Genomic DNA, 26199 nt, shown 5'->3' with positions numbered 1-26199 from the left:
GCCAAACCGCCTGGCTAGTTTTATTTGGACAGTGCCAGCTTGACGCCCAAGGCGACAAACACCGCGCCAATTGTGCGGTTGAGCAGGCGCGCAATGCGCTGGCTGGCTTTGATATGGCGACTGGCAAATGCGGTCGAGGCGACCAGCAAGTGACACCAGAGCATACCGTTGAAGTTGAAAATACAGCCCAGCACGACAAAGGCGAGGGCTTTATGTTCGGCATCTGCCGCAATGAACTGCGGCACAAAGGCCAGAAAAAATAGCGCAACCTTGGGGTTGAGTACGTTGGTCAAAAAGCCCTGAATGTACAGGCGGCCATAACTGCGCGGCGTTAACACCGGAGTCGATTGGGTTGCGCTCGTTTGGCTTTTGCTTAACAGCATGCTGATGCCGATATACAACAAGTAGGCGGCGCCCAGGTATTTGATCAGCATAAATGCGGTGGCTGAAGCGGCGATCAGTGCCGACAAACCCAATGCAGCGGCGAATACATGGATAAATGTACCGCTGCCAATACCCAGCGCCGCAGCCGAGCCCGCTTTCCAGCCTTGGGTTGCGCTGCGTGACATCACCAATAAGGAGTCCGGCCCTGGCGCCATATTGAGCAGCAGGCCGGTGATGATAAACAGCTCTAGATTCTGTATGCCGAGCATGTAAGTGCGTCTCTGATGCTGGATCGATAGACACCTTTATAGCGCATTTAATCAACCAATACCGGCAATTGATATGCAGTTGCAGGGCACAAAAAAGGTCGCAGCGAGGCGACCTTTTTTGATGTCCGTGTCGTGCTGCAAATAAGTGTTAAGGCAAGTCGCTGGCTTCTTCAGTCTGATCCATGGTGACCTGGCGAATCGACAGGCGCAGCTCCGCAGGCAGCACGCGCTTTGCCGCACCTTCCGCCAGCTCACTGAGCAATGGATGGTGGCTCAGCTTACCCGCTTCATCCTGGCGCAGCACGCCTTGATCGAGCAGGGTCTGGATGAAGTGACGGAACAGGCTCTTGTCGAAGAACTCCGGTGCGTTAAGCCCGTGAAGAATTGACAAGCGCTGGGCCATGACAGTGCACAGGTCTTCCAACTGCTCGGCACTGATGGTGTTTTGCCCGGCATTGAGCAGCAGCGCAATGGCCATGTAAAAGCGTTGCAGGGTTTGTGCGATTGCTCGCGACAACAAGGTCAGCAGCACAAATTGACGTGAACTTGGTGCCGGGCGCACATAAACATCGTTCTCGACCTTGAGCAAGCCCTGTTCGACAAAGGCGTTGAGCCACTGGTCAATTACCGCGTCGAGCTCGTCGAGGCTCCAGCGAATAAACAACTCGGACTGCAAGTACGGATAGAGCGCGCGGGTAAAGCGCAGGATCTGTTCACGGCTGATACGTGCGCTGCTCTGGAAAAAACTGGCGAGCAATGCCGGCAGGGCAAAGATATGCAGCACGTTATTGCGGTAATAAGTCATCAGCACCGCATTGTGCTCGTTGAGGTAAAGAATCTTGCCCAGTGCATCTTTCTGCTCAGCCAGCAGGTCCATGCCTTGTACGTATTCAATCAGCGCCTGGCCATCACCTTCGGGCAAGGTTGTGTGTGGCGAGTAAGGCACGCTGCGCAGCAGCTCTAGGTATAAATCCAAGACCCGGGTCAGGGCGCGGTCATCTAGTGCCAGTTTGCTGGTGGACAGCAAGGCCAGAGCCACCAGGTTTACCGGGTTGATGGCGGCGGCTTCGTTGAGGTGCTGCGCGACCCGGTCACCGAGGCGGTTGGTAGTTGCGCTCAGCCAGTCCGGGCGGAACTGAGGCGCATGGGTTTGTTCACGCCAATTAGGTTGTTCGCTGTCGAGAAACTCGGCCAGTTTGATGGGTTCACCAAAGTTGACCCAGACCTGTCCGAAGCGTTGCTTGAGCGCGCCAATGACTTTGAAAATGTCGAAGATCGACTCTTTCTTCTTGCTGGCCCCACGCAGCTCACCCAGATAAGTGCGGCCTTCAAGTACCCGCTCGTAGCCGATGTACACCGGTACGAAAACCACGGGCATGCGGTTGTCACGCAAGAAGCTGCGCAGGGTAATCGCCAGCATGCCTGTCTTCGGCTGGAGCATGCGGCCAGTACGTGAGCGACCGCCTTCGACGAAGTACTCGACCGGAAACCCCTTGCTGAACAAGGTGTGCAGGTATTCATTGAATACGGCGGTGTAAAGCGGGTTGCCCTTGAAGGTACGGCGCATGAAAAACGCACCACCACGGCGCAGCAAGCCGCCAATCACCGGCATATTGAGGTTGATACCAGCGGCAATGTGCGGTGGGGTCAAGCCGTTGCGAAACAGCAAGTAAGACAGCAACAGGTAATCGATATGGCTGCGGTGGCAAGGTACATAAATCACCTCGTGACCTTGGGCGACATCTTGCACGCCTTCGATGTGATTGACCTTGATCCCATCGTAGATCTTGTTCCAGAACCAGCTCAGTACCAGCTCCAGAAAACGGATCACCGTGTAGGTGTAATCAGAGGCGATTTCATTGCCGTAGCGTAATGCCTGGGCTTCGGCTTTCTCGACTGAAATCCCTTCGCGCTGAGCTTCCTCGGTAATTGCCTGGCGTACTTGCGGGCCGTGAATCAAGCCTTTAACCAGGTTGCGCCGGTGCGATACATCGGGGCCGATAGCTGCGGTTTTTTGGTTGCGGAAATGCACCCGCAAAATACGGTGCACCATGCGCAGCGTGCGTTCGTGGCCTTTGTTTTGTTCCACCAGTTCGCGCAGGTGGATTGGCGGTGAAAACTGGACGCGGGTTTTACGGCCCAGAATCAGAATGCTGACCAGGCGGCGCAAACGTCCGGTGACGGCCCAGCTGTCGGCGAACAGCAGTTTCCAGGGGCTGGTCTCGCGGTCAGGCGATTGGCCCCAGAACACGCTAACCGGAATCACTTGAGCGTCATCAACGGCGTTTTCACTGAGGGCACTGACAACCCGGTCAAGAGTGGGCGAGATGCCGCGTTTGTCCGAGCGTCCAAACCAGCCTGCAGGCGGGTTCAGGTAGAAATAGGCGGCGGGTTCCATCAGGTCGCCGACGGCAACAGGCAGCACCGGGCGCGGTAAACCGGCTTTGCGACATTCGGTGTCAAGCACGGCAAGGTCGCTGATCGAGGGCTTTTGCAGGACGAACAGCACAGGCTTGCTGCGATCGAGCTTCAGGGTAAAGGCTGATTGATTGATGGTTTCCGAGCGTACCCAGAGGTACAGCAGGCGGCGCACAGTGCCGAACACAAGGCGGCGAAACGGGGAGCGGGTCATACGAAGTCTGCAGGCTGTAAAAACGAGCATCTGCTCGGGGGCGCTAGTGTGCCGGATCAGTCGCCGCTGGGCAAAATTCTTCGCAGCAACGGCGGCAAAAATCCCGTTTTTGCCACCGTTCGTCGTTTTTTAGCTCGTTTTCCGAGGTGTAGCCAGATGAAAAGGTGCCAGGCGGTTAGTCAACTATCAGCCAAGTTGTGATTTTGTGCGATCGGTCACGTTACGCAAGGGGACGGATTTCAGTTCTGAATATGCCGCCAGGGCCCGTGACGTAACGCTGCAGAGCTTGTCGGGTATGGCCTTGAATGCATCGGAAAAAGTGCTTTTCAGTCACAAACCTTGTTCTATACTCGAGAAGCGGTTGCAGGGTGGGATTTGCAGCAAAGGAGCCCTTGGCCAGCGATTGATCTTGCCATTTTTGCAGACGTTGCTGACCAGAGCCGCATGTTAATCAGTGCGCCGCGTAATTCCCTTCGGGACAATAAAAAACTGTAGTTGGAGAGTGTGGGTAATGGCTGATCGTGAAGTAGGGACCGTCAAGTGGTTCAATGACGCCAAGGGTTATGGCTTTATTCAGCGCGAAGACGGCGCCGATGTGTTTGTTCACTACCGGGCTATCCGGGGTGAGGGACACCGCTCTTTGGCAGAAGGCCAGAAGGTCGAATACGCGGTAATTGAAGGTCAGAAAGGCTTGCAGGCAGAGGATGTCGCGGGCCTGTAGTCGCTGAACCTGAAGCAGCCCGTCCATCTGTGGCGGGCTGTTTTATAGCGGTGCCTGAAACCTAGCCGTTGGTGCGCCAGGTAATCTCCTCGACGCCATCTGCACTGATACGCATCCAGCGATCAGCTTGTTCATCGCTTTCTTCCTCTTCCCAGCCACCCGGCGCGCAGCGTACTTCGACCTTGAGCGCGGCAAATGCAGCTTGGGCACAACTCAGGTCGTCCTGCCAGGGCGTGCTATCGCTTTCGAGGTAGAGGCTGTTCCACTTGCCGACCGCTTTGGGCAGCCAGGTCACCGGCACGTCGCCTGCGCGGCATTTGTAGGTCTGGCCTTTTTGTTGCCAGGGCGTGCAAGGACCGAGCGCTGTGCTCAACCACTCGGCGATCGCATTGTGGTCGGCATCTTTGAGGTAAATCTCGATATCCGGTTGGCGCATGGCAATTGATCCTTGTCGAGCATGGTTAATGTGCGGGCCTGCGAAACGCTTATGTTCGCACTATCCAATCGTAGCGAATGGCGACCGTCACTTCTAATGGTTGTGCGATGACGGCTGCCCGGCGTTCGGCACTGGCGCGCCAACCGTGTGGCGTCATGGCCAGCAGGTCGGCGCGGGCTTGTTCGGTTTCGACCTTGAGGCTAAAGCTCAGGGTTTCGCTATGGCCCAGCTGCATGCCGTCGGGGATCAGTTCCAGGTGCTTTTGGTCGTCGTAATCACGGACTTCATCATAAAGCTTCTGGCGCAACTCCATCAGGTGGGCGCGGGTTGGGCCCATGCGCAACAAGCCACCGTCGGGCGCCAGTACGCGCTTGGCTTCTTGCCAGTCCAGCGGGCTGAATACACTGGCCAAAAGCCCACAACTTGCATCGGCCAGGGGTAGACGGGCCATGCTGGCCACGACCCATTCGACATGTGGCGCACGCTTGCAGGCGCGTTTAACCGCCTCACGGGAGATGTCCAGGGCGTAGCCTTGGGCCTTGGGCAGCATGCTGGCGATTTGCTCGGTGTAATAACCTTCGCCACAACCGATATCCAGCCAGCGGGCAGGGGCATAACCTGCTGCAAGCTGGGCCAAACGATGGGCCAGTGGTGCGTAATGACCGCCATCGAGAAACCGACGTCGTGCCTCGACCATGGCCTGATTATCGCCGGGATCACGGCTGTTCTTGTGCTGCACCGCCAGCAGATTCAGGTAACCCTGGCGAGCCCGGTCGAAGCGGTGGCCTGCAGGGCAAGCCACGCTTTTATCGACCTGGCTGAGCGGGCCTTGGCAAATCGGACAGATGAGCCCCTGGTCTTTGGCCTCGGGGCTTGGCTGAGGGGCGGCGCGCTCGGTCATGTCAGCAGGTTGACCATGGTCTGGTAGTAAATATCGGTCAGCACATCAAGGTCGCTGGCCAGTACGCGCTCGTTGACTTGGTGAATGGTCGCATTGACCGGGCCGAGTTCAACGACTTGGGCGCCCATGGTCGCAATAAAGCGTCCGTCAGAGGTGCCGCCGCTGGTGCTGGGCTTGGTTTCGCGACCGGTGACGCTGCGGATGCTATCGGCGACGGCATCAAGCAACACGCCGGGCTCGGTGAGGAACGGCAAGCCGGACAATGCCCACTCCAAGTGATAGTCGAGGCCGTGCTTGTCGAGGATGTCACAGACTCGCTGCTGCAGTTGTTCAACTGTCGATTCGGTCGAGAAGCGGAAGTTGAAAATGCTGGTCAACTCGCCCGGCACCACATTGGTTGCGCCCGTGCCTGAGTTGAGGTTGGAGATTTGAAAGCTGGTCGGCGGGAAGAAGTCGTTGCCGTCATCCCAATGGGTGCCAGCCAGTTCGGCCAATGCAGGCGTCGCCAGATGGATCGGGTTCTTGGCCAGGTGCGGGTAGGCAACATGGCCCTGCACGCCGCGCACGGTCAGGGTGCAGCCGAGTGAGCCGCGACGACCATTTTTAACCACGTCGCCGACCAGGCTGGTGCTTGATGGCTCGCCGACGATACACCAGTCCATGCGCTCGCCACGTTTAGCCAGGCGCTCAACCACTGCCTTCGTGCCGTGATGGGCTGGACCTTCTTCATCGCTGGTGATCAAAAAGGCAATGGCGCCTTTGTGCTGCGGATGGTCAGCGACAAAGCGCTCGACTGCAATAATCATCGAGGCCAGGCTGCCCTTCATATCCGCCGCGCCGCGACCGCAGAGCATGCCCTGCTCATCGACCAAGGCATCGAATGGCTGGTGCTGCCAGGCTTGCAACGGGCCGGTTGGCACTACGTCAGTGTGGCCAGCGAAGCACAGCACGGGGCCGGTGGTGTGACCGCGCAATGCCCAGAAGTTATCGACTTCCTCGATCCGCATAGGCTCGATCTTGAAACCAATATCGCTCAGTCGGCGCGTCATTAGTTCCTGGCAGCCTTCGTCAACAGGGGTGACGGAGGGGCGACTAATCAGATCGCAGGCGAGTGCGAGAGTCGGGGAGAGGGCAGTCATTGCGGCTCCTGAGCGGCATAAAGCGGAAAGGCCGCCATCTTAAAGCAAAACGACGGCCATTGGCCGCCGTCAGGCTGTAAATCTTGCTGAAACGGTGGAGTGAGTCTAGCTCACTGTCTCAGCGTCGATTTCGACTTGTGGTTCGGCCGGCTTTGGCAGCGACGACAGCATGGCCATGATTACTGCAGCCAAATAGGGCAGCGATTGCACCAGCAGCGTTGCAATCCAGAACTTCACATCGGCGCTCGGCAAGCCTTGGGCGATGGAGATACCAACCACGGCGCCCCACAACAGCAGCATGATGAACACCTCTTCGCGCGCCTCGGCCAGCGCCACCAGGAAACCATGGCTGCTGCGCATTTTCGGTGTGCGGAAGAACGGGATCGTGGTGGTAAACAAACCGTACAGCACTGCCTTGGCGATGGTGTGTGACAAGGCCAGGCCAGCAACCGCCGCACAGAATGCATCCTTGAGGTTCACCCCGACTGCACGCTGATACAGGAACACGATCTTGCCCAGCTTGAACACGAACAAGGCCAATGGCGGGATCGCAAATATCAGCAGCGGCGGGTCGACGCGTTGCGGCACGATAATCATCGCCGCCGACCACAACAATGCGCCCACGGTGAAGAAGATATTCAAGCCGTCTGCAACCCAGGGCAACCAACCGGCAATAAAGTGGTAGCGCTGGCCGCGCTTGAGGCTCGAGTCTTTACCGAGGAACAAGCTGCGCGCGTGACCCTTCATTATCTGGATGGCGCCATAAGCCCAGCGGAAGCGCTGCTTCTTGTAATCGATAAAGGTGTCGGGCATCAGCCCTTTGCCGAAACTGTCGTGGGCATAGGCTGCGCTGTAACCGTTCTTGAACACGCGCAGGCCCAGTTCTGCATCCTCGCAGATGGTCCAGTCGGCCCACTTCAATTCATCCATCACGCTACGGCGGATCATGGTCATGGTGCCATGCTGGATAATCGCGTTGCGGTCGTTACGGGTCACCATGCCGATGTGGAAGAAGCCTTTGTACTCGGCGTAACACAGTTTCTTGAAGGTGCTGGTGTTGCCGTCGCGATAGTCCTGTGGCGATTGCACCACCGCGATTTGCGGGTCGGCAAAATGCGGCACCATGTGCTTGAGCCAGTTGGGGTCGACGCAGTAGTCGGAGTCAATCACCGCGATGACTTCAACATCCGGCGCGGTGAAAGGCAGGATGTAATTGAGCGCGCCACCCTTGAAACCGGCAATTGGTGCCTTGTGGAAAAAGCGGAAACGTGGCCCGAGCTGCTCGCAATAGGCCTGCACCGGTTCCCACACCGCCGGGTCCTTGGTGTTGTTGTCGATGATGATGACTTCGTAATCCGGATAGTCCAGATTGGCCAGCGCATCGAGTGTCTGCTTTACCATCTCCGGCGGCTCGTTGTAGCACGGCACGTGTATCGACACCTTGGGACGATACTCCGAGTCACCTATCATCGGCTGGAAAGGTCTGCGCCGGGCACGAACCCAAGCGGCTTCAGCCAGTTCGTGAGCCTCGGTGAGCAAGACGATAAACACGCCGATGGCACCAATGCCGAGCAAAATGCCAACGGTGAGGCTGAACCAGGTACTGTATTGCTGGCTGTAGTCGTAGCCGATCCACACCAGTGCCGAGCCGCCAGCGAAGGCGACGAAAGTCAGGAAGGTGCGGCCGCGTTGACGCAGCGAGCTGCCATCAATCAACAGCAACGCCAGTGCAAGCAGGGCCATGACCACCGAGCCGATAGCCAGCAAACGCCACTGCGGAATTGCGACTATGGGACCGGTGAAGTTGAATTTTGGCTGGCGATCAAGGTTGTACACCCCCCAATAGGCGCCTACTGAACCTTCATCACTGATTTTCCAGGTCTGGTCGAAGGCTTCAATCACGAAGTAGTTGTAGCCCTTGGCGTTGAGCGTGTTGACCAGGGTGCGTAGGTAGATCGCCTGGTCTGCTTGGGAGGCATCGGCGCCGCCACGCATACGGCCATTGCTCGGCCAGCCAACCTCGGAGAGCAGCAGCGGCTTTTTCGGAAACAGCTTTTTCAGGTCGCGCGCACGGTCGAGGACGAACTGGGTCGAGTCCTCCATCGGGATAAATTCCCAATAGGGCAAGACGTGAGCAGCGATCAGGTCAACGTGCTCGGCCAGTTCAGGGTGCTCTTCCCAGATGTGCCACTGTTCTGAGGTCGAAACCGGGACTTTGACCCCAGCGCGGACGCGGTCGAGGTATTCGATCAGCTTCTTGGTGGTGATTTCACGGCGGAACAAGGCCTCGTTACCCACCAGCACTCGCACTACGCTGCGTGAGGTATTGGCCAGTTCAATCGCTTTGGCGATTTCACGCTCGTTACGCGCTTCATCGTTACTGATCCAGACCCCTAATGTCACGCGCAGGCCGAACTCCTCAGCCAGGCGCGGAATGTGCGCCAGCGCTTCGTCAACCGAGTAGGTACGGATGTTGTCGGTTTGCTTGGAGAGCAACTCCAGGTCTTGGGTAATCTCTTCATCGCTTGGGTAAATGTTGTTCTGCGGGGTTTGACCCTGGCGGAACGGCGAGAACGAGTAGCCTGCAACCTGGTCAGGCCAGTCAGGCGCGTCAACAGGCAAGTTGTAGAGCGCCCAGAAACCCGAGAACAAGGCGGCTATCGCCAACACAACGACCAGGTTGATTCCAAAAATTCTTGATGACATATCTGTTTCGGGTTCCGCTGCGTGGAACGAGGAGGAGCCGGTGAGCACCGGATGGCGCGCATGCTACTCCGCCGTCGATAAGCTGTATAGCGCCTGGTACATCCTTTTTCCAGGCGCAGGAAAGTCATTCGACTTAGAGTAGTAAATGGTTATAGAAGTTCGCCATTTAATGCATTTACAAGCTGGCCTGCACGCCGTGGGATTGTTTTTCAGGGAACGTGTGGCCCTTGGGCGCTTTAAGTTTGGCGGTGTTGATCAGCAAAGGCTTGGGCGTTGCCCGCCAGCTTCATATAATGCTCGATTGCAGATTTTGTGGTGTTGGGGTTAGGCATGCAGATTGATGAACAACGCTTTTCAGGCATCGCCCGGTTATATGGGCGTGAAGGTGCGCAGCGCCTGTGCGCGGCGCACGTTGCAGTGGTCGGAATTGGCGGTGTTGGCTCATGGGCTGCCGAGGCGCTGGTCCGTTCGGGCGTCGGCGAAATCTCACTGTTTGACCTCGATGATGTGTGCATTACCAACACCAACCGACAAATCCATGCGTTGAACACGGCTGTTGGCAAACCAAAGGTCGAGGTGATGGCCGAGCGACTACGGGCGATCAACCCCGCTTGCGCAGTGCACGCTGTTGCCGACTTTGTGACTCGCGACACCATGGCCGAGTACATCACCGAAGAGATGGATGCGGTGATTGACTGTATCGACAGTGTCAACGCCAAGGCGGCGCTGATTTCCTGGTGTAAGCGGCGCAAGATCCAGATCGTTACCACGGGCGGCGCTGGTGGCCAGATCGATCCGACGCAAATTCGCGTGGGTGACCTGAACAAGACCTTCAATGACCCGCTGGCCTCGAAAGTCCGCTCGACACTGCGCCGCGACTATGGCTTTTCACGCACCATGGGGCGTAACTACAGCGTGCCTTGTGTGTTCTCGACCGAGCAACTGCGCTATCCGCTGCCTGATGGCACGACTTGCCAGAGCAAGAGTTTTGTTGGCGAGGGCGTGGCGTTGGATTGCGCCGGTGGTTTTGGTTCGGCAATGATGGTCACCTCGACCTTCGCCATGGTCGCGGTGAGCAAGATTATCGAGAAACTGGTCGAGGGCGCGCGACGTCCGTCTGAGCGGGTCAGGCTGCGCTAGCCAGTTCATGCATGCGCTTGAGCACGGCATTCAAGCCATTGCTGCGAGACGGCGACAGTTGCCGCGCCAGGCCCAGTTGGTTGAACCAGTCGCTCAAGTCCAGCTGCGCCAGCGCTTGGCTATCAAGCCCGTTGACGCGCACCAGTAGCAACGCGAGCAAGCCACGAATCAACCGTGCCTCGCCAGCGGCGCGAAATTGCCACCGCTGATTGATCTGCTCGGCCACCAGCCACACTTGGCTTTCGCAGCCATGCACACGATTTTCCTCCACGCGCTGTGAGTCGCTCAGCGGCTCCAGGTGTTCGCCCCACTGCATGAGCAAGCGCGCACGTTGCTCCCAGCTGCCCGCCTGCTGGAATGCGTCGAGTGCTTGTGCGGCGCTTGGTGGCAATGGTTGTGAGGCGCTCATCTGAGAATATCCAAGGCGTTATCCAGCGCACTGAAGAAGCGCTCAAGGTCGCTGCCATTGTTATACAGGCCGAGCGAGACACGAATTGCGCCGCCAAGGCCGAGCTGGTTCATCAAGGGCATCGCACAGTGTTGCCCGGCGCGTACGGCAACCCCTTGTTCGGTCAGCAGTTGGGCAAGGTCGGCATTGTGTACGCCGTCGACCACAAAGCTGGCCAGGGCGATATCTGGCTGGCCGAGCAGGGTGATGCCGTCACGTGCCGCAAGTCCGGTCATCAATTGTTGGTGTAGCGCCTGCTCGAACGCTGTCACGGCGAGATGATCGAGTCGGTTCAGGTAGCCCAGCGTGGCGCCAAGTGCAATCACGCTGCTGATCGGGGGCGTTCCTGCTTCAAAGCCAAGTGGCGCAGGATTGAACAGGGCGTCAAGGTAGTCTGCGCTTTGCACCATCTCGCCGCCGAACTGCCAGTGCTTCAGTTGCGCCAGTGCCTCGGGCTTGCCGTAGAGCACGCCAACCCCATCTGGGCCATAGATTTTGTGGCTGGAAAATACATAAAAGTCGCAGCCAAGTTGCTGCATGTCATGGCGGCCATGCACCGCGCCTTGGGCGCCATCAACCACAGTCAATGCGTCATGGGGCTTGGCCAGTGCCAGCAGTTCGGCGATGGGTTGCCAGCGGCCAATCACATTTGACAGTTGGCTGACGGCCAGCAGGCGGGTGCGTGGGCCAATCAGCTCTGCTGCACGTTCCAGGTCAATGCATCCGTCGGCGCGCAACGGCAGGATCACCAGTTTCAGGTTCTGACGCAATGCCAGTTGTTGCCACGGCAACAGGTTGGCGTGGTGCTCAAGCGCGCTGATCACCAGTTCATCACCGGGTTTGAACAGATGCTCCAAGCCATAGGCCAGCAAATTGAAAGCTGAGGTCGCGCCCTGGGTGAAGATTATTTGGGCGCTGGATTGCGCGTTCAGCCATTTGCCCAGTTGCTCGCGACAGGCCTCAAAGGCGCGGGTGGCGCGCTCGCCTGGCAGGTGCTGGGCGCGGTGTACGTTAGCGCTGCCGGTTGAATAATAGGCGAGCAATGCATCGAGCACCGCTTGGGGTTTTTGCGCGGTGGCAGCGCTGTCCAGATAGATTTGACCCTCGGCCTCTAGGGCCAGAATGCCGGGGAAATCTGCACGCCAGGGTGAGGGCAAGGACATAGCGGGTTCCGAGACTGTGAGCGGATAAACCAAAGGGTAGGGTGGATGGCGCTTTATTTATCCACCCATAACAGCTGCGCACTGCAGGGTTATTTAGAAATTCTGTGAATTATTACAGGTTACAAACTGGCCGAAGCTAGCTGATTGCGAGCCCCGGCCAGGCAGACACGCGCTTAGTTGTGCGCGTGCAGTGCTTCGTTCAACTCGATGGCAGACTTGTGCGTCTTGCACTCAACCGCGCCGGTGATCGAGTTGCGGCGGAACAGCAAGTCGGGTTGACCAGCCAGTTCACGGGCCTTGACCACTTTGACCTGATTGCCTTGCTCGTCGAGCAGGTTGACCTTGGTCCCGGCGGTGACATACAGGCCCGATTCAACGGTGTTGCGGTCGCCCAGTGGAATACCGATACCGGCATTGGCGCCGATCAGGCAGCCTTCACCCACGGAAATAACGATGTTGCCGCCGCCAGACAATGTACCCATGGTCGAGCAGCCGCCGCCCAGGTCAGAGCCTTTGCCGACGAATACGCCCGCCGAAACGCGGCCTTCGATCATGCCCGGGCCTGCAGTGCCAGCGTTGAAGTTGACGAAACCTTCGTGCATGACGGTGGTGCCTTCGCCAATAAAGGCGCCAAGGCGAATGCGCGAGCTGTCGGCAATACGCACGCCAGCGGGCACGACGTAGTCAGTCATTTTCGGGAATTTGTCGACCGAGAAGACTTCCAGCAGCTCGCCGCGCAGACGGGCTTCGAGCTGACGTTCAGCCAATTCACTGAGGTCAATGGCGCCCTGGCTGGTCCATGCCACGTTTGGCAGCAGCGGGAAAATGCCGCTCAGGTTCAGGCCGTGAGGCTGTACCAGGCGATGCGACAGCAGGTGCAGTTTCAAATAGGCTTCCGGGGTGCTGGTTGGCGCGGCGTCTTCAGCGAGGAAGGTCGCAACCAGCGGCTTATGGCTTTCAGCCAGACGAGTCAGCAGGGCTGCTTGAGCAGCGTCAACACCCTTGAGCATTTCGGCGAGGTCGCTGGCTTGCTGGGTGCTGAACTGGATAGCTTGGTTGCCGCCGTCATAGCCGAGCTTTTCTGCGGCCTTGGCAACCAGTTCGGCTGCTGGGTTGAGCAATGGTTGGGCGTAGAACACTTCTAGCCAGTTGCTTTGACGGTTCTGTGTACCTACGCCGAAGGCCAGGCTGTAGAGATTGTTGCTCATCTTGAGTTCCTTGCAGCAGATTCAATAGTAAGAGATGCGTTAGGCCAGCTCGGCTGCATAACGGTCAGGTTTGAAACCCACCAGGGTTCTGTCGCCCAGATCAAGGACTGGGCGTTTGATCATCGACGGTTGGGCCAGCATCAGTTCGATGGCCTTGTTCTGGTCTAGGTCGCTTTTTTGCGCCTCATCCAGCTTGCGGAAGGTGGTGCCAGCACGGTTGAGTATTGTTTCCCAGCCATGTTCGTTGCACCACTTTTCCAGGTTGCCGCGATCAATGCCCACGGCTTTGTAATCATGAAACTGGTAGCTTACAGCGTGCTCATCGAGCCAGGTGCGTGCTTTTTTCATGGTGTCACAAGCTTTGATGCCAAAAAGTGTGTTGCTCATTCAATCAAACCTCTCAAGGGGCGCCGTATTCAGCAGCGCTTGCCTCGGTGTTGCCTAGTTACTCTTTACGAAGTGACGAATACGCTCTGCCGCTTCAACACATTCTGCCAGGGGGGCAACCAGTGCCATGCGCACGCGATTGGCGCCTGGGTTGTGGCCGTCAACGCTGCGCGACAGGTACGAGCCCGGCACCACGGTTACCTGTTCTTGGGCATACAGGTCACGGCTGAACTGTTCGTCATCTACCGGGGTTTTTGCCCACAAATAGAAGCCGCCGTCCGGACGCTGTACGTCAAGTACGCCATCGAGAATTGCCAGCACTGCATCGAATTTCTCGCGGTACAGGTCGCGGTTGGCGCGTACATGGTCTTCATCGGTCCATGCGGCAATGCTTGCCAACTGGGTTTGCACCGGCATCGCGCAGCCGTGGTAGGTACGATACAGCAGGAAAGATTTCAGTATGTCGGCGTCGCCAGCGACAAAACCGGAGCGCAGCCCCGGCAGGTTCGAGCGCTTCGACAGGCTGTGGAATACCACGCAGCGCTTGAAATCATTGCGGCCCAACTCGGCGCAGGCGCTGAGCAGCCCGGCTGGTGGATTGGCTTCGTCGAAATACAGCTCGCTGTAGCACTCGTCTGCGGCAATCACGAAGTCAAACTTGTCAGCCAGACTGATCAGTTGTTTCAGGGTGTCCAGCGGAATCAATGCGCCAGTCGGATTGCCGGGCGAGCACAGGAACAGAATCTGGCAGCGCTGCCAGACCTCGTCGCTGACAGCGGCAAAGTCTGGATTGAAACCATGTTGCTCAAGGCACGGCAGGTAATGCGGTTGTGCCCCGGCGAGCAAGGCTGCGCCTTCATAGATTTGGTAAAACGGGTTAGGGCTGACCACATAACCTGGCTGATCGCCAGCTTGCGCGCGCTTGATTACCGTTTGCGTGAAAGCAAACAGCGCTTCACGTGTGCCGTTGACCGGCAACACATGGCGTGCTGGATCGAGCGCACCGGCTGGCAGGTTGAAGCGTTTGCTCGCCCAGTTGGCGATGGCTTCACGCAGCGCGGGTATGCCCAGCGTGGTTGGATAAACAGCCAGTTGCTCAAGGTTGTCGCTGAGCGCCTTGGCGACGAAATCCGGCGAGCGGTGCTTGGGTTCGCCGATCGACAGGGCAATCGCTTTTTTCTCGGCGTTCGGCGTTACGCTGCCAAGCAGGGCGCGCAACTTCTCGAACGGGTAGGGCTGCAACTGGTTTAACGCGTCATTCATGGTTCATTCCTGGCAACGTCTTTGCCGCTGGGCATACCAGCCTTGCGGCAGCTGTCGGGTTCAAATTGTAATTTTGCTCGGCTCACTGCCCAGGGTGCTCGCATCACTAAGTTGCGAGACGATGGTTTCCTGGAGTCGCATGCAAAGCTCAGGGTCGGAAAGTTGCTGGTTATTGGCATCGGTCACGAAGAATACGTCTTCTACGCGCTCGCCCAGGGTGGCAATCTTGGCGTTCTGGATAGACAGGTCGAAATCAAGAAAGATGCGTCCGACCCTGGCCAGCAGGCCGGGGCGGTCGGGTGCAGTCAGTTCGATTACCGTGAGTGGGCGCTTGGCATCATTGTGGATGGTCACGCGCGGGGCAAAATCAAAGTGCTTGAGCTGGCGTGGCACGCGGCGTTGAATGATGTTCGGGTAATCATCCGGGTTGATCAGCGCATCGATCAGGCCTTGGCGGATTTGCTTGATGCGCGCCGGGTTGTCGCCAATCGAGCTGCCGTCGCCTTCGAGCACTATATAGGTGTCGAGGGTGAACTGGCTGGTCGAGGTCAGAATCCGCGCATCATGAATATTCAGGTTCAGCTGGGCCATTGCTGCCACAGTCACGGCGAAGAAGTCGTGCTGGTCCTGGGCATAGATGAACAGCTGGGTGCCGCCCTCAAACTCGCGCTGGGTGGTTTCCTTGATCAGGACCAAGGGGTTGCCGTCATTGGGGTGCTGGATGATGGCCTCGGTGTGCCAGGCCACATCGCTGGCCGTATGACGCAGGAAGTAATCATCGCCAAGCTGCGACCAGAGCTGCTCGGCTTCATCAGGGTCCGTGCCGCTGCGTACCAGAGTGTCCAGTGCCGAGGTTTGGGTCAGGCGTATCTGCTCTTCACGCTCCAGGCGGTTTTCCAGGCCGCGGTTGAGCGCGCGCTTGGTTTCCGTATAGAGCTGGCGCAGCAGGCTGGCACGCCATGAATTCCACAACGTCGGGTTGGTTGCATTGATATCGGCAACGGTGAGCACGTAGAGGTAGTCAAGGTGCGTCTGGTCGCCGACCAACATGGCAAAGTCATGGATGATTTGTGGATCAGACAAGTCTTTGCGCTGCGCGGTGGTGGACATGGTCAGGTGCTGCTGGACCAGCCAGACAATCAGCTTGGTATCCCAGTCGGGCAGCTGATGGCGCACGCAAAAGGCTTCGGCATCGACCGCGCCCAGTTCCGAATGATCGCCGCCGCGGCCCTTGCCTATGTCGTGATACAGGCCGGCCAGGTAAATCAGTTCCGGCTTGGGCAGTTTATCCATGAGCTTGCTGGCCAGCGGAAATTTCTCGGCCATTTCCACCCATTTGAACTTGCGCAGGTGCTTGATCAGGTTAAGGGTGTGGGCATCGACCGTGAAGATGTGGAACAGGTCGTGCTGCATTTGCCCAACAATATGACCAAACTCAGGCAGGTAGCGGCCAAGAATGCCGTAGCGGTTCATTCGCCGCAGGTTGCGGTGGATGCCCGAGGGGCTCTTGAACAGTTCTATAAACAGGCTGGTATTGCGAATGTCGTGGCGAAACTCATCGTCGATCAAGTGCCGGTGATCGCGCAGCAAGCGAATGCTGTCCGCGCAGACGCCCTTGATATGCGGGTGCTGAGCCATAAGCACGAACACTTCGAGAATCGCGAATGGGGTGCGCTTGAAGACATTGGGGTGCGTCACCTCGATATAGCCATCGCGCAGCTGGAAGCGGCTGTTAAGGCCGGTGGCGGTGCCGCGTTCACCTGCACGCAGGATTTGCTCTTCGAAATGCTGCTTGATCAGGTCGCTGAGTTCGGCAACGCCCATGACCACGCGGTAGTACTTCTGCATGAATTGCTCGATACCGCGCTTGCCCTCGGTGCTCTCGAACCCCAGCAGCTCGGCAATCTGTGCCTGGTGATCGAACAATAAGCGGTCCTCGGCGCGGCCGGCGAGCATGTGCAGGGCATAGCGCACCTTCCACAGGAAGTCCTGGCTGGCGGCGAGCATGGTGTACTCGGTTTTGAGCAGGAAGTCCTGCTCGATCATCGACTGCAGGTTGAGCGTACCGAAATGCCGGCGCGCCACCCACAGGATGGTCTGGATATCGCGCAGGCCACCCGGTGAGCCTTTTACATTGGGCTCAAGGTTGTATTCAGTGTCGTTATATTTGGCGTGGCGGGCGCGCTGTTCTTTGCGCTTGGCCAGAAAGAATTCTTGGCTTGGCCACATTTGCTCCGGGCTGGTCACCGCCTGCATGCGTTGGCGAAGACGCTCTGGGCCAGCAATGGTGCGGCTTTCCATCAGGTTGGTGATGACGGTCAGGTCGGCCCGCGCTTCTTCGGCACATTCATTAACCGAGCGCACGCTCTGGCCCACTTCCAGGCCAATGTCCCACAGCAGCAAGAGAAACTGCTCGATCGGTTCGCGGAAGGTTTCGTGATCGGCGTTGTCGAGCAGTATCAGCAGGTCGATATCAGAAAACGGATGCAGCTCGCCACGGCCATAGCCGCCGACGGCGAGCAGGGCAATGTCGGCATCTTCCGACCAGTCCAGGCGCAGCCAGGCTTCACGCAGGATCTGGTCGACAAACCAGGCGCGGTCTTCAACCAAGCGACGTACTTCGCGGCCTTCGTAAAAGCGGGCATTGAGCACGTCGTGAGCGCGCTTGATGGCCTTTTTGAAAGCTGCAATCGGGCTCGCCTTCAAGGCCAGTTCAGCTTGGAACTGGCCACGGTCGAACAACTGAGGGTCTACCTGCGGCATGCAACGACCTTCCTTATATAGCGCGACAAAATACTCAATCAGGATTGATTGCCGGTAAAGCGACCCGCGCGTATCAGGCGGATACGCGTGGAATGGTATCGTCGCTGCGCAGGGTGAAGATCTCGTAACCTTCTGCGGTCACCAGAATCGTGTGTTCCCACTGTGCAGAGAGCTTGCGGTCCTTGGTGATTGCTGTCCAGCCATCGCCCAGTAGGCGAGTCTCGGCGCGACCCTGGTTGATCATGGGCTCAATGGTGAAGGTCATGCCTTCCTTGAGTTCCATGCCTGTGCCTGTGCGGCCGTAGTGCAGCACCTGAGGCTCTTCATGGAAAACCGCGCCAATACCGTGGCCGCAGTATTCGCGCACCACAGAGAAACCGTTCTTCTCAGCGTGCTTTTGGATCACTTCGCCGATATCGCCCAGGCGCGCTCCTGGCTTGACCAGTTCGATGCCTTTATACATGCATTCCTGAGTGACTTTGGCCAGGCGCTCGGCCCATTCTGGCACTTTGCCAACCATGAACATCTTGCTGGTATCGCCGTGGTAGCCGTCCTTGATCACGGTGATGTCTATGTTCAGCACATCGCCTTCCTTGAGCGGCTTCTCGTTGGGAATGCCGTGGCAGACAACGTGGTTGATCGAGGTGCAGATCGATTTGGGAAAGCCCTTGTAGTTAAGCGGGGCAGGAATGGCCTGCTGCACGTTAACGATATAGTCGTGGCAGATGCGGTCGAGTTCCTCGGTGGTAACACCGGGTTTGACGTGTTCGCCGATCATCTCCAGCACGTCAGCGGCCAAGCGGCCGGCGATGCGCATTTTTTCGATTTCCTCGGGCGACTTGATGGTGACGGTCATATGGGGTCTCGGGCATACAGAAAAGTGGCAGTATGGTAACAGCTTAGAGGTGCATTCTATAAGGGCAAAGGTCGCTGTCCTGAAGTTTTGCTGTAATCAGCCTGTAGCTTCTGGGTGTTTATTGTGGTATAAAACGCGCCGCTTTCATGGGCAACCTGTCCAAAAGCCTAAACCCACACACGTATCGACACGATTTCCTGGGTGCCTTTTGTCATGCAAAGGGTTGGAGATTGGGATGCGTGGAGGCCTAACCCGACTTATTAAGGAACGACCATGTCCCAAGTCAATATGCGCGATATGCTGAAGGCCGGTGTGCACTTCGGCCACCAGACCCGTTACTGGAACCCGAAAATGGGTAAGTACATCTTCGGTTCGCGTAACAAGATTCACATCATCAACCTTGAAAAAACCCTGCCAATGTTCAATGACGCTCTGTCGTTCGTTGAGAAGCTGGCTTCGGGCAAAAACAAGATTCTGTTCGTTGGCACCAAGCGTTCTGCTGGCAAGATCGTTCGTGAAGAAGCAGCTCGCTGCAACTCTCCGTTCGTCGATCACCGCTGGTTGGGCGGCATGCTGACCAACTACAAGACCATCCGCGCTTCGATCAAGCGTCTGCGTGATCTTGAAGTTCAGGCTCAAGACGGCACTTTCACCAAGCTGACCAAGAAAGAAGCCCTGATGCGCACTCGTGATCTGGAAAAACTGGATCGCAGCTTGGGTGGTATCAAGGACATGGGCGGTCTGCCAGACGCTCTGTTTGTTATCGACGTTGACCACGAGCGCATTGCTATCACCGAAGCCAACAAGCTGGGCATCCCAGTAATTGGTGTTGTTGATACCAACAGCAGCCCGGAAGGTGTTGATTACATCATTCCTGGTAACGACGACGCCATCCGTGCCATCCAGTTGTACATGGGTGCCATGGCTGACGCAGTTGTTCGTGGTCGTAGCAACGCGAACGGTGGCACCGACGAATTCGTCGCTGAAGCCCCGGCTGCTGAAGCCGCTCAAGGCTAAGTAGCAAGCGTTACTCGCTACGCAAAAAGGGGGCTTTGCCCCCTTTTTGTCACTTATAGAATTCATCGCCCGCCTGGCGGGTGAGATGGTTGAAGACCTACCTAAGAGGATTTCGAACATGGCAGAGATTACTGCAGCCCTGGTTAAAGAACTGCGTGAGCGTACTGGCCAAGGCATGATGGACTGCAAAAAAGCCCTGACTGCTGCTGGTGGCGACATCGAGAAAGCAATCGACGATATGCGTGCTGCTGGTGCCATCAAGGCTGCCAAGAAAGCCGGTAACATCGCTGCTGAAGGTGCTATCGCAATCAAATTGGCTGACGACAACAAGCGCGCGCTGATCATCGAAGTCAACTCCCAGACTGACTTCCTGGCTCTGCAAGACGATTTCAAGAACTTCGTCAGCAGCAGCATCGAAAAGGCCTTCGCCGAGAACATGACTGACGCGGCGCCACTGGTTGCGGCCATGGAATCCGATCGTGAAGCCTTGGTTGCCAAGGTTGGCGAGAACGTAAACATCCGTCGTCTGGCTAGCGTTGAGGCTGACGTTGTCGGTTCTTACCTGCACGGTCATCGCATTGGTGTTCTGGTTGCCCTTAAAGGTGGCGACGTCGAGCTGGCTAAAGAAGTTGCCATGCACGTAGCTGCAAGCAACCCTCAGTTCCTCAGCGCTGCTGAAGTCTCTGAAGAGGCAGTTGCCAAGGAAAAAGAAATCTTCCTGGCGCTGAACGAAGAGAAAATCAAAGGCAAGCCTGCTGAAATCGTTGAGAAGATGGTTGCCGGTCGTATCAGCAAGTTCCTGGCTGAAGCAAGCCTGGTCGAGCAAGCTTTCGTCAAAGACGACAGCGTCAAGGTTGGCGAGCTGGTGAAGAAAGCTGGCGCTGAAATCGTTTCGTTCACTCGCTTCGAAGTGGGTGAAGGTATCGACAAAGGCGAAACTGACTTCGCTGCAGAAGTAGCTGCACAGCTGGCTTCCAGCAAGCAGTAAGACGGTCTAAAAGCTGTCATCCCAAAGAGGCTGCCCGCTTATGCGTGCGGCCTTTTTGTCAAACTAGGGCGGCAAATTAGGATGCCCCTGAAAGCAAGGGCCCACACGGTACAGGTTTAAAGCTGCTTACGCTGCGGGTCAGCTCTTGTAAACTGCAAGGCTGATGCGCCTTTCGACCTGGCTATTTGGTGTTCAAGACGTTTTCAAAGGTTTGCCTTGGCCGGTTGCGAAAAATATTTTCCGGCTTTTGTGATTTAAAAGCCCCGACTGTTGCCGAAGTACTCGATAATTGCGGGCTGTATTATCCGCATAGAATTTTAACGCCGCAGGAGAGAATTGTATGGCTCAGCAGGTGAGTGGTCGTCAACCGCGTTATAAGCGCATTCTGCTCAAACTAAGCGGCGAAGCCCTGATGGGGTCGGAAGAGTTTGGTATCGATCCCAAGGTGCTTGATCGCATGGCCCTGGAAGTAGGGCAATTGGTAGGCATCGGTTTGCAAGTTGGTCTGGTGATCGGTGGCGGTAACCTGTTTCGTGGTGCAGCATTGAGCGCAGCTGGAATGGACCGGGTAACCGGTGACCATATGGGCATGCTTGCCACTGTGATGAATGCCTTGGCCATGCGCGACGCGCTGGAGCGTTCAAATATCCCGGCAATCGTGATGTCGGCGATTTCCATGGTTGGAGTGACTGATCACTACGACCGTCGTAAGGCCATGCGCCATCTGAAAACCGGTGAAGTGGTGATTTTCGCTGCCGGTACCGGTAACCCGTTCTTTACCACGGATTCTGCTGCGTGCCTGCGCGCAATCGAGATCGATGCGGACGTGGTATTGAAGGCGACCAAGGTCGATGGCGTATACACTGCGGATCCATTCAAAGATCCCCATGCAGAGAAGTTCGAGCGCTTGACCTATGACGAGGTGCTGGATCGCAAGCTTGGGGTTATGGACCTCACTGCTATCTGCCTGTGCCGCGACCATAATATGCCGCTGCGAGTCTTCAATATGAATAAACCTGGCGCCTTGTTGAATGTCGTTGTTGGTGGCGCTGAAGGTACCCTGATCGAGGAAGGTGAAGAATGATTAACGAGATCAAGAAAGAAACCCAGTCACGCATGACCAAGAGTCTTGAGTCGCTGAATGTCGCATTTGCCAAAATCCGCACTGGCCGCGCGCACCCGAGCATTCTTGATGGTGTGATGGTGTCTTATTACGGCACTGATACGCCGTTGCGCCAGGTCGCCAACGTAGTCACTGAAGATTCGCGCACCTTGGCCTTGTCTGTATTTGACAAGGGCATGATCCAGGCCGTTGAAAAAGCCATCATGACATCCGACCTGGGCCTCAACCCTGCGACGGCCGGTACCACTATTCGTGTGCCAATGCCTGCGCTGACCGAAGAAACGCGCAAGGGCTACACCAAGCAGGCGCGTTCCGAGGCTGAGAACGCCCGTGTTGCCGTGCGCAACATCCGTCGTGACGCCTTGGCGCAGCTCAAGGACCTGGAAAAAGAAAAGGAAATCAGCGAGGACGAAGAGCGTCGCGCCGCTGATGAAATCCAGAAACTGACCGACAAGTATGTTGCTGAAGTCGATAAGGCGCTGGAAAACAAGGAAGCGGATCTGATGGCCGTCTGACGGTCAGGAATCGTTATGGAAAAAGCCAAAGACGGTGGCCCGGCAACAGTAGTGCCGCGCCACGTGGCCGTGATTATGGATGGCAACAACCGCTGGGCGAAAAAGCGCCTGCTGCCGGGTGTTGCTGGCCATAAAGCCGGTGTTGATGCGGTGCGTGCGGTCATTGAGGTCTGTGCCGAGGCCGGGGTCGAGGTGCTGACCCTGTTTGCCTTCTCAAGCGAGAACTGGCAACGCCCGGCTGATGAGGTTGGCGCATTGATGGAGCTGTTCATGAGCGCCTTGCGCCGTGAAACACGCAAGCTCAATGACAATGACATCAGCCTGCGCATTATCGGGGATCGTTCGCGTTTTCACCCTGAATTGCAAAATGCAATGCGTGAAGCAGAGGCGCAAACGGCTGGCGAAAAACGCTTTATCCTGCAAATCGCCGCCAACTATGGCGGTCAGTGGGATATTGCCCAGGCTGCGCAACGTCTTGCCCGTGAAGTGCAGGGCGGACATTTGTTGCCGGGTGATATTACCCCGCAGCTTCTGCAAAGCTGTCTCGCAACCGGCGACTTGCCGCTGCCTGACCTGTGCATCCGTACGGGTGGTGAGCATCGCATCAGTAATTTCCTGCTGTGGCAGTTGGCCTACAGTGAACTGTATTTCACCGACCTGTTCTGGCCTGACTTCAAGCACGACGCAATGCGTCAGGCGCTTGCTGACTACGCAACCAGACAGCGGCGCTTTGGCAAGACTAGCGCGCAGGTAGAATCTGAGGCGCGCAATGCTTAAGCAACGAGTCATAACTGCATTGGCGCTGTTGCCCATTGCGCTGGGAGGCTTTTTCCTGCTCGATGGTGCTGCGTTTGCGCTGTTTATCGGTGCAGTGGTCAGCCTTGGTGGTTGGGAGTGGGCACGATTAGCTGGTTTTGAATCGCAGCCACTGCGCGTTGCCTACGCAGTGTTGGTGGCAATTCTTTGCTGGTTGCTCTATCTGCTGCCAATTCTGGCAACGCCGGTACTGGTGCTGGCAATTATCTGGTGGGCTGTGGCGACCTGGCTGGTCTTGGGTTATCCGCAGAGCAGCCAGGTCTGGGCCAGTGCACCACGCAAGCTGGGTATTGGCCTTTTGATTCTGCTGCCTGCTTGGCAAGGTCTGGTGTTGTTCAAGCAGTGGCCGTTGGCTAACTGGCTGATCATCGCGGTCATGGTGCTGGTATGGGCAGCTGACATTGGTGCCTACTTTTCCGGCAAGGCGTTCGGTAAACGCAAGTTGGCGCCACAGGTCAGTCCCGGCAAAAGCTGGGAGGGTGCGATCGGTGGCCTGTGCACTTGCCTGCTGATTACCCTGGTCGTCGGTGTGGTACGTGGCTGGGGTGCCGGTGAAATGCTCTGGGCGCTGCTTGGCGCTGCGATAGTGGTGATGATCTCGGTGGTCGGTGATCTTACCGAGAGCATGTTCAAGCGCCAGGCAGGGGTCAAAGACAGCAGTAATCTGCTGCCGGGCCATGGCGGCGTGCTGGATCGTATCGACAGCCTCACGGCAGCCATTCCGGTGTTTGCGGTGCTGCTGTTGCTCTCGGGCTGGGGTAACCTGTGAATCGCCAGAGAATCAGCGTACTGGGAGCCACCGGCTCGATTGGCCTAAGCACGCTTGATGTGATTGCCCGTCACCCTGAGCGTTATCAGGTTTTTGCCTTGAGTGGCCGCAGTCGCTTGGTGGAGCTTGAGGCCCTGTGCGTGCTGCATAAACCGGTTTTTGCGGTGGCAGCTGATGCTTCGAGTGCCCAGCGCCTGCAGGCTTCACTGGCTGCGCAGGGCTCGAAAACCCAGGTTTTATTCGGTGAGGCAGGCCTGTGCGAAGTGGCCGCTCATGCCGATGTTGATGCGGTTGTCGCGGCGATTGTAGGGGCTGCGGGCCTGCGCTCGACGCTTGCGGCGGTGGAGGCTGGCAAGAAAGTGTTGCTGGCCAATAAAGAGGCGCTGGTGATGTCCGGCGCCTTGTTTATGCAGGCTGTCGGAAAAAGCGGCGCCGTGCTGCTGCCGATCGACAGTGAGCACAACGCAATCTTCCAGTGTTTGCCTGGCAACTATTCGCGTGGGCTTGCACAGGTGGGCGTACGGCGTATTTTGCTCACCGCATCGGGTGGGCCGTTCCGGCAGACTCCGCTGGAACAACTAGCCAGGGTTACACCTGAGCAGGCTTGCGCGCACCCGAATTGGTCGATGGGGCGCAAGATTTCCGTCGATTCCGCCAGCATGATGAACAAAGGCCTTGAGCTGATCGAGGCGTGCTGGCTGTTTGATGCGCAGCCAGCGCAGGTCGAAGTGGTCATTCATCCACAAAGTGTTATTCACTCATTGGTCGACTACGTTGATGGCTCGGTGCTGGCGCAGTTGGGCAACCCAGATATGCGCACCCCAATCAGTCACGCGCTGGCGTGGCCTGAGCGCATAGATTCAGGGGTTGCGGCGCTCGACTTATTTGCCGTGGGGCGGCTGGATTTTGAGGCGCCTGACGAGCAGCGTTTCCCATGCCTGCGCCTGGCACGTGAAGCCGCAGAACAGGGCGGCACCGCAGCGGCAATGTTGAATGCTGCCAATGAAGTTGCGGTGTCGGCATTTTTGCAGCGCCAGATCAGTTTTCCGCAAATCGCGAGTATCATTGACCACGTACTGAACAGCGAGGCATCGACTGCGGTCACATGCCTGGAAACTGTGCTTGCTGCGGATAGTCGCGCACGGGCACTGGCAGAACAATGGGTTAACCGAAGCGGAGAAGCGTGATGAGTGCGTTGTACATGATCGCCGGTACTCTGATTGCCTTGGGTGTCCTGGTGACTTTTCATGAGTTTGGACACTTCTGGGTGGCGCGGCGTTGTGGCGTCAAAGTCCTGCGTTTCTCTGTAGGTTTTGGTACACCATTGTTGCGCTGGCATGACCGCCAGGGCACAGAATTCGTGCTGGCGGCGATTCCATTGGGCGGCTACGTGAAAATGCTCGATGAGCGCGAAGCCGAAGTGCCTGCCGAACAGGCCCATTTGTCGTTCAATCGCAAGTCTGTTGGCCAGCGTATTGCTATCGTTTCTGCCGGGCCAATAGCCAACTTTTTACTGGCGATTGCGTTTTTCTGGTGTGTGGCGCTGTTGGGCAGCCAGCAAGTACGTCCGGTTATTGGCACTGTTGCCGAGTCCAGTCTTGCGGCGCAAGCAGGTCTGCAGCCGGGTCAGGAAATTGTCTCGATAAACGGCGAGCCGACCAATGGTTGGTCAGCAGTCAATTTGCAGCTTGTTCGTCGCTTGGGTGAGAGCGGTGTGCTTGATCTCAGCGTCAAGAGCCCAGGCTCTACGGCTGAAAGCGCCGAGCAAATCCATTTGGATAACTGGCTCAAGGGTGTCGAGGAGCCAGACCCGATCGCCGCGCTGGGTATTCGCCCGTGGCGACCTGAACTCAAGCCTGTGCTGGCTGAGATCGACCCTAGCGGGCCAGCAAGTGCGGCCGGGCTGGCGGTTGGCGATGAGCTGGTTGCCCTTGATGGCAAGCCTCTCAATGATTGGCAGCAAGTGGTTGATCAGGTGCGTGCGTTGCCCGGCAAGGCCGTGACTCTGCAGATTATGCGCGCCGGACAATTGCAGGATGTGAGCGTGATTCTCGCCATACGTGGTGATGAGGGCGCGCGCAGCGGTTATCTGGGGGCAGGAGTGAAACCTGTAGACTGGCCGCCGGAAATGCTGCGCGAAGTCAGTTACGGGCCTCTGGAGGCCGTTGCTGAGAGTGTTAAGCGCACTTGGACCATGAGTATACTGACGCTCGACTCGCTAAAGAAAATGCTGTTTGGCGAGCTCTCGGTAAAAAACTTGAGCGGGCCGATAACCATTGCTAAAGTGGCGGGCGCTTCAGCTGAGTCCGGCGTGGGGGATTTTTTAAACTTTCTCGCCTATCTCAGTATTAGCTTAGGGGTTCTCAATCTTTTGCCTATCCCTGTACTGGATGGGGGGCATCTGCTTTTTTATCTGGTCGAGTGGGTGCGTGGTCGCCCATTGTCTGAACGGGTGCAAGGTTGGGGGATGCAGATTGGCATTAGTTTAGTAGTCGGGGTGATGTTACTTGCCCTGGTTAATGATCTGAGTCGGCTGTAACCGCTTCTGAATTACA

Annotated in this window: 23 protein-coding genes; 10 read left to right on the top strand and 13 right to left on the bottom strand. The window is 57.2% G+C overall.

Going from position 1 to position 26199, the window contains the following annotated elements; genetic code table 11:
• Positions 1-20 precede the first annotated feature (20 nt).
• Together AACY26_RS02775 and plsB are read right to left on the bottom strand one after the other, a co-directional pair.
• The gene (locus AACY26_RS02775; protein ID WP_339510747.1) at positions 21-653 is read right to left on the bottom strand and encodes a LysE family translocator; all 633 of its coding nucleotides are present in this window, start codon (positions 651-653) and stop codon (positions 21-23) included.
• Between the two features lie 148 nt (positions 654-801).
• Entirely contained in the window at positions 802-3285 is a 2484-nt protein-coding gene (plsB, locus tag AACY26_RS02770; protein ID WP_339510745.1) for a glycerol-3-phosphate 1-O-acyltransferase PlsB, read from the bottom strand.
• A gap of 511 nt (positions 3286-3796) precedes the next feature.
• Here plsB and AACY26_RS02765 point away from each other — a divergent pair.
• Complete coding sequence (locus AACY26_RS02765; protein WP_010486741.1) at positions 3797-4006, top strand: cold-shock protein; 210 nt, start codon at positions 3797-3799, stop codon at positions 4004-4006.
• A gap of 61 nt (positions 4007-4067) precedes the next feature.
• On the opposite strand, the gene AACY26_RS02760 is transcribed toward AACY26_RS02765, so the two are convergent.
• The 4 genes from AACY26_RS02760 to AACY26_RS02745 form a co-directional block, all read right to left on the bottom strand.
• On the bottom strand, positions 4068-4442 hold the full coding sequence (locus tag AACY26_RS02760) for a hypothetical protein (RefSeq protein WP_339510743.1): 375 nt from the start codon (positions 4440-4442) through the stop codon (positions 4068-4070).
• Positions 4443-4491: 49 nt separating this feature from the next.
• Positions 4492-5343: a putative RNA methyltransferase gene (locus tag AACY26_RS02755; protein WP_339510741.1), complete on the bottom strand. Its 852-nt coding sequence runs from the start codon at positions 5341-5343 to the stop codon at positions 4492-4494.
• Positions 5340-6482, bottom strand: coding sequence for a succinyl-diaminopimelate desuccinylase (gene dapE, locus AACY26_RS02750; RefSeq protein WP_339510739.1), 1143 nt, complete (start codon positions 6480-6482; stop codon positions 5340-5342). Before dapE ends, AACY26_RS02755 begins: the two co-directional genes overlap by 4 nt.
• 105 nt (positions 6483-6587) lie before the next feature.
• Positions 6588-9188 carry a glycosyltransferase gene (locus AACY26_RS02745; protein ID WP_339510737.1) on the bottom strand — a complete coding sequence of 867 codons (2601 nt, stop codon included), beginning with the start codon at positions 9186-9188 and terminating at the stop codon, positions 6588-6590.
• Between the two features lie 330 nt (positions 9189-9518).
• Here AACY26_RS02745 and tcdA point away from each other — a divergent pair, with 330 nt between their 5' ends.
• Complete coding sequence (gene tcdA, locus AACY26_RS02740) at positions 9519-10328, top strand: tRNA cyclic N6-threonylcarbamoyladenosine(37) synthase TcdA (protein ID WP_339510735.1); 810 nt, start codon at positions 9519-9521, stop codon at positions 10326-10328.
• On the opposite strand, the gene AACY26_RS02735 is transcribed toward tcdA, so the two are convergent.
• From AACY26_RS02735 to map, 7 genes are all read right to left on the bottom strand, one after another.
• Positions 10315-10737: a SufE family protein gene (locus tag AACY26_RS02735; protein WP_339510733.1), complete on the bottom strand. Its 423-nt coding sequence runs from the start codon at positions 10735-10737 to the stop codon at positions 10315-10317. The genes tcdA and AACY26_RS02735 overlap by 14 nt on opposite strands.
• The gene (locus AACY26_RS02730) at positions 10734-11939 is read right to left on the bottom strand and encodes an aminotransferase class V-fold PLP-dependent enzyme (protein ID WP_339510731.1); all 1206 of its coding nucleotides are present in this window, start codon (positions 11937-11939) and stop codon (positions 10734-10736) included. Before AACY26_RS02730 ends, AACY26_RS02735 begins: the two co-directional genes overlap by 4 nt.
• A gap of 173 nt (positions 11940-12112) precedes the next feature.
• Positions 12113-13147: a 2,3,4,5-tetrahydropyridine-2,6-dicarboxylate N-succinyltransferase gene (gene dapD, locus AACY26_RS02725; RefSeq protein ID WP_010486754.1), complete on the bottom strand. Its 1035-nt coding sequence runs from the start codon at positions 13145-13147 to the stop codon at positions 12113-12115.
• A 39-nt stretch (positions 13148-13186) separates the two neighbouring features.
• On the bottom strand, positions 13187-13534 hold the full coding sequence (locus AACY26_RS02720) for an ArsC family reductase (RefSeq protein ID WP_339510728.1): 348 nt from the start codon (positions 13532-13534) through the stop codon (positions 13187-13189).
• Between the two features lie 54 nt (positions 13535-13588).
• The gene (gene dapC / locus AACY26_RS02715) at positions 13589-14797 is read right to left on the bottom strand and encodes a succinyldiaminopimelate transaminase (protein WP_339510726.1); all 1209 of its coding nucleotides are present in this window, start codon (positions 14795-14797) and stop codon (positions 13589-13591) included.
• A 60-nt stretch (positions 14798-14857) separates the two neighbouring features.
• Positions 14858-17560 (bottom strand): [protein-PII] uridylyltransferase, encoded by a 2703-nt coding sequence (locus tag AACY26_RS02710; RefSeq protein ID WP_339510724.1) that lies wholly within the window; start codon positions 17558-17560, stop codon positions 14858-14860.
• Positions 17561-17633: 73 nt separating this feature from the next.
• Positions 17634-18416 carry a type I methionyl aminopeptidase gene (gene map, locus AACY26_RS02705; RefSeq protein WP_339510722.1) on the bottom strand — a complete coding sequence of 261 codons (783 nt, stop codon included), beginning with the start codon at positions 18414-18416 and terminating at the stop codon, positions 17634-17636.
• A 273-nt stretch (positions 18417-18689) separates the two neighbouring features.
• Between map and rpsB the strand changes: the two genes are divergently transcribed.
• The 8 genes from rpsB (at position 18690) to rseP (ending at position 26183) form a co-directional block, all read left to right on the top strand.
• Positions 18690-19433, top strand: coding sequence for a 30S ribosomal protein S2 (gene rpsB, locus AACY26_RS02700; RefSeq protein WP_087517759.1), 744 nt, complete (start codon positions 18690-18692; stop codon positions 19431-19433).
• Positions 19434-19551: 118 nt separating this feature from the next.
• On the top strand, positions 19552-20421 hold the full coding sequence (tsf, locus tag AACY26_RS02695; RefSeq protein ID WP_339510720.1) for a translation elongation factor Ts: 870 nt from the start codon (positions 19552-19554) through the stop codon (positions 20419-20421).
• Between the two features lie 340 nt (positions 20422-20761).
• Entirely contained in the window at positions 20762-21505 is a 744-nt protein-coding gene (gene pyrH / locus AACY26_RS02690) for a UMP kinase (RefSeq protein ID WP_087517757.1), read from the top strand.
• Positions 21502-22059 (top strand): ribosome recycling factor, encoded by a 558-nt coding sequence (gene frr, locus AACY26_RS02685; RefSeq protein WP_339510718.1) that lies wholly within the window; start codon positions 21502-21504, stop codon positions 22057-22059. Before pyrH ends, frr begins: the two co-directional genes overlap by 4 nt.
• A 15-nt stretch (positions 22060-22074) precedes the next feature.
• A complete protein-coding gene (gene uppS / locus AACY26_RS02680) occupies positions 22075-22836 on the top strand; it encodes a polyprenyl diphosphate synthase (protein ID WP_339510716.1) in 762 nt (253 codons plus the stop codon).
• Positions 22829-23644, top strand: a complete 816-nt coding sequence (locus AACY26_RS02675; RefSeq protein WP_339510715.1) for a phosphatidate cytidylyltransferase — start codon at positions 22829-22831, stop codon at positions 23642-23644. Before uppS ends, AACY26_RS02675 begins: the two co-directional genes overlap by 8 nt.
• Positions 23641-24831 (top strand): 1-deoxy-D-xylulose-5-phosphate reductoisomerase, encoded by a 1191-nt coding sequence (gene ispC, locus AACY26_RS02670; RefSeq protein ID WP_339510714.1) that lies wholly within the window; start codon positions 23641-23643, stop codon positions 24829-24831. The genes AACY26_RS02675 and ispC overlap by 4 nt, the downstream gene beginning before the upstream one ends.
• Positions 24831-26183: a sigma E protease regulator RseP gene (gene rseP, locus AACY26_RS02665; RefSeq protein WP_339510712.1), complete on the top strand. Its 1353-nt coding sequence runs from the start codon at positions 24831-24833 to the stop codon at positions 26181-26183. Before ispC ends, rseP begins: the two co-directional genes overlap by 1 nt.
• Positions 26184-26199 lie beyond the last annotated feature (16 nt).

The sequence above is a fragment of the Pseudomonas sp. RL_15y_Pfl2_60 genome (genome assembly GCF_963970595.1).
In the GTDB taxonomy this organism is placed as follows: Bacteria; Pseudomonadota; Gammaproteobacteria; order Pseudomonadales; family Pseudomonadaceae; genus Aquipseudomonas.
Note: the sequence above shows the minus strand (reverse complement) of the source record. Positions and strands in the feature narration are given on the sequence as shown.

Bases quoted from the DNA above. Each gene is read 5' to 3' on its own strand.
- AACY26_RS02775 (WP_339510747.1), bottom strand. From the start codon at position 653: ATGCTCGGCATACAGAATCTAGAGCTGTTTATCATCACCGGCCTGCTG.
- plsB (WP_339510745.1), bottom strand. From the start codon at position 3,285: ATGACCCGCTCCCCGTTTCGCCGCCTTGTGTTCGGCACTGTGCGCCGC.
- AACY26_RS02765 (WP_010486741.1), top strand. From the start codon at position 3,797: ATGGCTGATCGTGAAGTAGGGACCGTCAAGTGGTTCAATGACGCCAAG.
- AACY26_RS02760 (WP_339510743.1), bottom strand. From the start codon at position 4,442: ATGCGCCAACCGGATATCGAGATTTACCTCAAAGATGCCGACCACAAT.
- AACY26_RS02755 (WP_339510741.1), bottom strand. From the start codon at position 5,343: ATGACCGAGCGCGCCGCCCCTCAGCCAAGCCCCGAGGCCAAAGACCAG.
- dapE (WP_339510739.1), bottom strand. From the start codon at position 6,482: ATGACTGCCCTCTCCCCGACTCTCGCACTCGCCTGCGATCTGATTAGT.
- AACY26_RS02745 (WP_339510737.1), bottom strand. From the start codon at position 9,188: ATGTCATCAAGAATTTTTGGAATCAACCTGGTCGTTGTGTTGGCGATA.
- tcdA (WP_339510735.1), top strand. From the start codon at position 9,519: ATGCAGATTGATGAACAACGCTTTTCAGGCATCGCCCGGTTATATGGG.
- AACY26_RS02735 (WP_339510733.1), bottom strand. From the start codon at position 10,737: ATGAGCGCCTCACAACCATTGCCACCAAGCGCCGCACAAGCACTCGAC.
- AACY26_RS02730 (WP_339510731.1), bottom strand. From the start codon at position 11,939: ATGTCCTTGCCCTCACCCTGGCGTGCAGATTTCCCCGGCATTCTGGCC.
- dapD (WP_010486754.1), bottom strand. From the start codon at position 13,147: ATGAGCAACAATCTCTACAGCCTGGCCTTCGGCGTAGGTACACAGAAC.
- AACY26_RS02720 (WP_339510728.1), bottom strand. From the start codon at position 13,534: ATGAGCAACACACTTTTTGGCATCAAAGCTTGTGACACCATGAAAAAA.
- dapC (WP_339510726.1), bottom strand. From the start codon at position 14,797: ATGAATGACGCGTTAAACCAGTTGCAGCCCTACCCGTTCGAGAAGTTG.
- AACY26_RS02710 (WP_339510724.1), bottom strand. From the start codon at position 17,560: ATGCCGCAGGTAGACCCTCAGTTGTTCGACCGTGGCCAGTTCCAAGCT.
- map (WP_339510722.1), bottom strand. From the start codon at position 18,416: ATGACCGTCACCATCAAGTCGCCCGAGGAAATCGAAAAAATGCGCATC.
- rpsB (WP_087517759.1), top strand. From the start codon at position 18,690: ATGTCCCAAGTCAATATGCGCGATATGCTGAAGGCCGGTGTGCACTTC.
- tsf (WP_339510720.1), top strand. From the start codon at position 19,552: ATGGCAGAGATTACTGCAGCCCTGGTTAAAGAACTGCGTGAGCGTACT.
- pyrH (WP_087517757.1), top strand. From the start codon at position 20,762: ATGGCTCAGCAGGTGAGTGGTCGTCAACCGCGTTATAAGCGCATTCTG.
- frr (WP_339510718.1), top strand. From the start codon at position 21,502: ATGATTAACGAGATCAAGAAAGAAACCCAGTCACGCATGACCAAGAGT.
- uppS (WP_339510716.1), top strand. From the start codon at position 22,075: ATGGAAAAAGCCAAAGACGGTGGCCCGGCAACAGTAGTGCCGCGCCAC.
- AACY26_RS02675 (WP_339510715.1), top strand. From the start codon at position 22,829: ATGCTTAAGCAACGAGTCATAACTGCATTGGCGCTGTTGCCCATTGCG.
- rseP (WP_339510712.1), top strand. From the start codon at position 24,831: ATGAGTGCGTTGTACATGATCGCCGGTACTCTGATTGCCTTGGGTGTC.